Origin of the sequence: Gracilibacillus thailandensis (assembly GCF_010994055.1) — a bacterium.
GTDB lineage: Bacteria > Bacillota > Bacilli > Bacillales > Amphibacillaceae > Gracilibacillus > Gracilibacillus lacisalsi.
Genome location: NZ_WJID01000115.1, coordinates 1 through 7480 on the forward strand (window position 1 = coordinate 1; position 7480 = coordinate 7480).

At 37.7% G+C, this 7480-nt stretch carries 6 protein-coding genes; 5 read left to right on the plus strand and 1 reads right to left on the minus strand.

All coding sequences use genetic code 11. From position 1 onward, the window contains the following. Nucleotides 1–663 precede the first annotated feature (663 nt). Nucleotides 664–819, minus strand: a complete 156-nt coding sequence (locus GH715_RS20745) for a hypothetical protein (RefSeq protein WP_163578816.1) — start codon at nt 817–819, stop codon at nt 664–666. Nucleotides 820–1524: 705 nt separating this feature from the next. On the opposite strand from GH715_RS20745, the gene GH715_RS20750 reads away from it, so the two are divergent. From GH715_RS20750 to GH715_RS20770, 5 genes are all read left to right on the plus strand, one after another. Then, nucleotides 1525–2028, plus strand: a complete 504-nt coding sequence (locus tag GH715_RS20750; RefSeq protein WP_153837158.1) for an RNA polymerase sigma factor — start codon at nt 1525–1527, stop codon at nt 2026–2028. After that, complete coding sequence (locus tag GH715_RS20755; protein WP_153837159.1) at nt 2018–2884, plus strand: hypothetical protein; 867 nt, start codon at nt 2018–2020, stop codon at nt 2882–2884. The genes GH715_RS20750 and GH715_RS20755 overlap by 11 nt, the downstream gene beginning before the upstream one ends. Before the next feature lie 579 nt (nt 2885–3463). Then, nucleotides 3464–6385 (plus strand): rhamnogalacturonan lyase family protein, encoded by a 2922-nt coding sequence (locus GH715_RS21855; protein WP_153837161.1) that lies wholly within the window; start codon nt 3464–3466, stop codon nt 6383–6385. A 115-nt stretch (nt 6386–6500) separates the two neighbouring features. Further along, nucleotides 6501–6776, plus strand: a complete 276-nt coding sequence (locus GH715_RS20765) for a hypothetical protein (protein ID WP_018930402.1) — start codon at nt 6501–6503, stop codon at nt 6774–6776. Between the two features lie 130 nt (nt 6777–6906). Beyond that, a partial coding sequence (locus GH715_RS20770; RefSeq protein WP_163578817.1) for an SDR family oxidoreductase occupies nt 6907–7480 on the plus strand: 574 nt, incomplete at its 3' end.

Sequence of the window (7480 nt, forward strand, 5' to 3'; positions counted from 1 at the left end):
TATAGTAGTGTTTTAGAGGTGCTAAAATTGGGTTAATAATTTGTTGTGTTTTATAAAAATTAAATCATGAAAACCGTTATTAATATAATCAATAAAGACCACGTATAAGTATAATGTATAACTTTGTTTTTTGTTTCCGAAAACCTGTACACAAGAGACATTACAAAATAAAAGTATAATATAATAAAATAAATAATAATAATATAAAGTAGTCCCCTCCATTTATCCAACAATTCAGAAAATATATCAAATGAAGCGAAAGTAAATAAGCCAAAAATTGAAAGTAAGGTAATTATCCCAATAATAATTGGTATTTTTTTCCATACAGGAAACTCTAAAAATCTTGGTTTTTTATTTATTTGCAAACTAGTTATTATATATAACCAAGATATTGTAATAAAAATCACCCCTCCACTTAAATACATCATTCGATTATCATTTGTAGGTATACCTAAACGATCAAGAGAAAAGTGAATAATAATTAATGTAAGTATGAAAATAAGAGTTATCACTATTTGAAAAATAGAAAGTTTTCGTTTCTTATGCACAGTTTACCTCCTTGTTTTTTAATAAATAAAATTTCAATTTATACTATTAATTATACCATAAAATGGTTAGTTCCAACCACTTATATCTCCTCCCTTCAAATAAGTTTCTTATTATTTACCAAAGCAAAATAAGTGCATTCTTTTGTGATAACTTAAAATATAATGGATCCACATCATAAAATTCACTCGTACTTGAGTTCGCTTGATATTTCATTCCTTCCACTAAATAAGCCCAAACCGAACTCATACACAGTAAAAATCCTGTTTTCATAAATCATTGCCTTGACATATTATTCCCTCCCTTAATAACAACTTAATAGACAAGTCCATAATCATCCAGATAAAGAAATAATTTTATAATCTCAATTCAAAAAACTTATAAAGAAAACTGGTTAAATCAATCGATGTCATGTCGTGGAAACTATCGAGATAATACCTCATAAGGATCAATCTTTGAGTATTTGAAAGATAAAACAGACTTTTACATGCTATGAAGTGTCGGAAAAAGAACAGCAAAATATAAAGAGTTATATTACCTTATAATCACTAGTTTAGTCAATGGAACTATGCTTAATACAGACACCATCTTCTTCAAATTGCTTAGAGTATTTTTTCTTTACAAAGGGCACACTCTTAACGACGTCGAGTGTTTCATTTTTTCTCTTTATCACAATTATTTGTCGGAAGATAGATTATTAATCCCACACCGTCTTATTTGTATAGAAAACCAATCTGCAGATAGAGAAGAAAGTACGAGCAAGCTAAAAAACAAGAATACTGCCCCCTAACAAAAAAATGCTCCCATCGTCAAATAAATGGTAAATAGAACAACAAATTCCCACTATAAATTTTCCATTCCATTACAAGTCTTTTATAAGGACCTTTCTTTTTTAATGCGAAAAGTGTAATGTTTTCGTATAAACGTCGTCTAATAAGTAAAGAACAACCAAAGACAGACAAACAGGGAGGTCACGAAATGGATGAAGAGTTAATTACCGATTGGTTTGATGCCTATTCTGATGATATCTATCGATTTCTGGTCTATTATACGTCCACATCAGATGTCGAAGATTTAGTACAAGAGGTATTCATTAAAGCAATCGATCGATATGATTCTTTTAAGGGAGATTCCAGTCCTAAAACCTGGTTATTTTCCATTGCCCGTAATTTAGCGATAGATGAAGCCAGAAAACAAACACGACAAGATTGGCGCAAACTGATTAAAACCTATGAGCATAAAATCGACATATCTCCTGAGGATAAACACCTTTTGACTGAAAAAAAGCTGGAGCTGCACAAAGCAATCACAAAACTCAAGCAGGATTACCGGGATGTTGTTATCCTTCGTGGAATCGAGGAGCTATCTGTGACGGAAACAGCAGATATTTTAAAATGGTCTGATTCGAAGGTAAGAGTTACATTCCACCGTGCTTTGAAAGCTTTAAAACTGCAAGTGAAGGAGGTTTATTATGAGTCATAACGAAGACGAATTAATAAAGGAGCTTAAAGAATTGAAAACAAATGCCCAGTTAGATCCAGAAAAGAAAGATTCGATGAAAAAGGCTCTTCAACAACATGCCAAGAAAAAGCGTTCACGATCAAAGGCAAAGCACACCTTCATCTGGCTATCTACTGCTGCTGCTTTGTTGGCTTGCAGTGTTACAGTATATACACTGATCAATAATAATCAAATCACGCTCCCTGCTGGTGATAACGAGCAAAACGAAGAAATTGGTAATGCTGGAGAGGATGCAAAAGACCCAAATGATATGGAAGGATTAGGTGTCGAAGATCCGGATGCCGATATTTCAGGACGAGAAGAGGAGGAAACACCCGAACAAGATGACCATAGTGGTGAAGGAGTTAGTCAACAGGAATTTAAAGTAGATCAATTGGGTGAAGAGGCGCGAACGATCTCGGTCGAGGGAACGGAAGAAGAAACAACTGTACGCAATTATCGCATGGAGCCATATGGTATTGAATATCAGGTTGATACCTATTATGGAGAATACGCGATCGAGGAAAATACAGTAAGGCACCATGACAAGAATAATTATACATCGATTTGGCTATACGTAGAGAAAAACGCAACAATAGAGGAGCTGGCAAATGAATTTGATGCACGCTATAATGAAAACTTCGACAATGTAAGTGAGATTATGGAACCAAATGATGGCGAGAATCCTTATTCCGGTTTAACTCAAAATGCCGGTTCACAAAAATATTACCTTTATCAGATAGATGAAAATGTACTCGTAATTGAATACGATCAATCTAACCCTGAAGCAAGTGATGGATCTGCACGGCTTCAGACTGTTATTGAGTCGATACGATAATTGCTATGCAGCTTCAGTTTAAATGTATACGCTGAAGCTGCATTGTTGTATGGTTCTTGATAAAGAGAGACTATGATTAGAGGGGGATTGCCCCTACTATTGTTAGCGAGACTTATCAGGATGTTAGCGTCCGTTATCCCTAAACACTTGAAGCTTGAAGTGGAGATTGTACAGATGTTTAGCCCCGTAATAAAAACGACATTGAGTTACCGCATCAGCCATATGTTAGATCTATTTTACTCCCCAATTAATGTGTTAACGATTTTTATCTTGTCCCCTTCTATATCTCATTCACTAAAAACCAGATATCTTTGTATAAAAACCAGACATTTCCTTGACGAATCTATTCTACTTCTCTAATCTAAAACGTAATCAAGAAATCCGGATACTTGATTGAAGTTCACGCACTAATTTATTTCTGCAGAAAAATGTAAGCGTTGTCATTAATTAGACCTATGACTTATGGACCCACTAAAAATCCAATAAAGGTGGTGATAAGTACTTTTTCCTCACTAACAGCATAGAACCCAACATAAAGTAATCTAAACCAATCCAAAAAATAGGAGGTTTTTTCTTTTGATGAAGAAAATTTCCATCGTCCTGATTACAGTATTAGTGATTAGTCTACTTCCAACCAATCTAACAAATTCTCTTGAGGCAGAAACAACTGATGGTTACTTATTTGACTTTGGCTCAGCCGATAGCCCTGTTGCGGATGGCTACACACAGGTGGCCAATACCTTACTTTATGAGGAAGAAAGAGGTTATGGATTAAGTGATACGGTTGATAACCGTGATCGTGGTAACCCGGATGATATGCGCCGTGATTTCGTAATTGGCTCTGATTACTCTTTTATCGTCGACATACCAAATGGAGACTATTTCGTGCGTATTATAGCCGGTGATGATATCGCCTTCAATCGTTCCAGTTTTATCATTAATGGTGAGGATTATGGCAATATAACATCAAGTGGTGGTGAATATGCCGAGTTAACAACCGATGTAACGATTACCGATGGAAAACTAACCATTGATATCGGAGAAAATGGGCGAATTAATGGGCTGGAGATTGTTTCTATGTCTCAAATTGACAGTCTGACAGTAGACTCTATTTCCTATGCTGCAGATAGTGAAGTAGCTTTGTCATGGCAAAGTGATCCAAACGCTAATTATTATAATATTTATCGCAAAGGAGAAAATGATGAAGACTTCGAGAAAATAGATGAATCCACAGAGGCAAATTATACCGATACTACCGTAGAATTAGGCTACAGTTACGCGTATGCCGTAACACTTGTGCATTCATCTGGTATCGAATCAGAGAAAAGTAATGAAGTATCTGCTTCGATTATCAATGAGGATGCGGAAAAACCACAACCTCCAAGTAATTTGTCTGTAAGCAATGCGGAGCTTGATAACGTCACATTAAACTGGAATGCTGTCGATAATGCTAGTCTGTATTATGTGTATCGCGCTAATTTTAACCCAGATGATTATCCAGATGGCGCTGTTGAATTTGAAAAAATCGGCACCACTTTAGATACCAGCTTTACCGATGACTCGATTTTAACGTATAACAACTACTATTATCAGGTTCGTGCTGTAAATGAAGGTGGTATTTCAAATCCATCGAACACCACAGAATCTCCGGTAACCGAAGTAAAAAAACGCCAGATGGAACAACTGGATCGCGCGTTAGTGGCTGTTGAATCAGACGATGGTGTTTATGTTGGATGGAAGATGCTTGGCACCGATCCGAAAGACGTCAAATTCAATTTGTTCCGAGACGGCAAAAAAGTAAACAAGAAACCAATTGAAAACAGTACCAACTTTTTGGATGAGGATGGAACGGCAGATTCTACCTATCAAGTGAAAATTATTAAAGGCAGTGGTGATAAAATTACCAAAGAAGTTAACGTATGGTCTGAAAACTATTTAAGTATTGCATTAGATAAGCCTGAAGATGGTACAACACCAGATGGAGTAGATTATACGTATAGTGCCAATGATGCTAGTGTTGGTGACCTTGACGGAGACGGTGAATATGAAATTATTTTAAAATGGGATCCGTCCAATTCACAAGACAATTCCCGTTCTGGTTATACCGGCAATGTCTACCTTGACGCTTATAAATTGGATGGTACCAAACTATGGCGACTAGATCTTGGACATAACATTCGAGCTGGTGCTCATTATACCCAGTTCCTTGTATACGACTTTGATGGCAATGGTAAATCAGAAGTTGTGTTAAAAACTGGTGATGGTACCGTCGATGGCGAAGGGAATGTGATTGGAGATCCTGAGGCTGATTGGCGAAATAGCAGTGGCTATATTTTAGAAGGTCCTGAATATCTCACTGTATTTGAAGGGGAAACAGGCAAAGAATTGACAACTACTGACTACACTCCTGCTCGTGGCAACCTTAATGATTGGGGAGATAACTATGGAAACCGTGCTGACCGCTTCCTTGCAGGTGTTGCCTATCTTGATGGGGAACGTCCAAGCATTGTAATGGCACGTGGTTACTATACACGTTCCGTACTTGTTGCTTACAATTGGCGTGATGGTGAGCTAACCCAAGAATGGATTTTTGATAGTGATGATGAAGGTAATCAAGACTATGCCGGACAAGGAAATCACAGCCTTTCAGTAGCAGATGTGGATCAAGACGGAAACGACGAAATCATCTACGGTGCAGCCGTTATTGATCACGATGGTACCGGTCTTCATACAACAGGATGGGGACATGGGGACGCACAACATGTTAGTGATTTAAATCCAAATCGTCCAGGTCTTGAAATTTTTCAAGTTCACGAAAATAGATCAATTCCTATTGGTTACGGTATCCGCGATGCTGCTTCAGGTGAAAAACTATTCGGTGTAGATCTTAATGCTGATGTAGGTCGAGGACTTGCTGCAGACATCGATCCACGTTATGATGGTGCCGAATTCTGGGCATCTGGCGCTTGGGATGGCAGTACCGGTAATGGTCTTCATGCAGCAAATGGAGAACTCATTTCCCAAAATACACCTAGATCTGTTAACCATGCTATCTGGTGGGATGGTGACCTTGGCCGTGAACTGCTAGATCATGATTTCGATCAAGATAATGATCCGCATGGGGTCGGCCGAATTGATAAATGGGATTATGAAAAGGAAGAGCTTGTAAACCTATTAACTCCAGAAGGAACACGAACAAATAATTGGACGAAAGGAAACCCTTCATTACAAGCAGATTTAGTTGGTGACTGGCGTGAAGAAGTGATCTGGCCATCAGCTGACAGCGAAGAATTACGCCTATACACGACGACTGATATAACAGAAGAAAAAATATATACGTTAATGCATGACCCTGTTTACCGTCTTTCAATCGCATGGCAAAATGTTGCCTATAATCAGCCACCACATACCGGCTTTTTCCTAGGGTACAATATGGCGGAGCCTCCACGCCCTGCGATTGAAACTGGTGATGAATTGTTTGGTCCAGAAAAAAATAAGTAATTACCATTAAGGTGAGAGTATCTGCTCTCACCTTTTTCATTGTTTTCCCTATGCATAATTACCTTGGTATTTCTGCAAATTATAACTGTGAGGAATTACAGAGGAGGCGTAACATTTGAAAAAAGGGAACAATATCTCCAGTTTGCAAGATCAAAATCAGCTTGCGCAAGCTCAACAGTCCATTCTCCATTTACAGCGAGCAATTAATCAGGCTAAAAGTCATATGAATGAAGATATTTTGGAACAAATCAAACATTCCATGGACAGAGCAGAGCGTTCATTAACGCAAGCAGAGAATGTAACGGATGATCAAAATGCGCTAAACTTAGTGCGCCAAGAATTAGTGCAACAACAACAAGTTTTTCAAGACTTAACACAGCAAAACAGATAACGTGACAAGAATCATCACCAAAGCTACAGACAATGTACTGTCTGTAGCTTTCCTCTTTTACCAATCGTATGTGTAAGGAAGAGATAAATAGGGAAAGTTTAGGTAAAAGGAACATAAGGAGGCAGTATCCTTGAATCAGCGATTTAAAGATAAAGTAGCTGTAGTAACTGGTGGGAGTTCGGGTATTGGTCGTGCTTCTGCCATCCAGATTGCAAAAGAAGGTGCAAAAATATGCTTAATGGATTTAAAGGAAGAACAAGCAGAAAAGGTAAAAAAAGAAATAGAAAGAGACGGTGGTGAAGCACTCATAACCGATGTTGATTTATCCGATCCTGTAAGAGTCGAAAAAGGCATGAAAGAAGTAGTTGATGCCTGGGGAAGAATCGATATCATTTTTGCCAATGGTGGTATAAACGGTGTTCTTGCACCGATAGAGGATTTAACTCCCGAAGATTGGGACAAAACAATTCATACCAACTTAAAAGGAACCTTTCATACGGTTAAATATGCACTACCTTTTATGAAAGAGAAAGGCGGCAGTGTGATCATCACAAGCTCTGTCAATGGTAATCGCGTTTTTTCTAATTTCGGGATGTCGGCTTACAGTACATGCAAAGCAGGACAAATGGCTTTTGGTAAAATGGCTGCATTAGAATTGGCCAAATTTGAACTACCCCCACTTAACCTTCTTTCAGGATGTTTGA

Coding starts and splice junctions, on each gene's coding strand:
- GH715_RS21855 (WP_153837161.1), top strand. CDS start 3,464: ATGAAGAAAATTTCCATCGTCCTGATTACAGTATTAGTGATTAGTCTA.
- GH715_RS20750 (WP_153837158.1), top strand. CDS start 1,525: ATGGATGAAGAGTTAATTACCGATTGGTTTGATGCCTATTCTGATGAT.
- GH715_RS20755 (WP_153837159.1), top strand. CDS start 2,018: ATGAGTCATAACGAAGACGAATTAATAAAGGAGCTTAAAGAATTGAAA.
- GH715_RS20745 (WP_163578816.1), bottom strand. CDS start 819: ATGAAAACAGGATTTTTACTGTGTATGAGTTCGGTTTGGGCTTATTTA.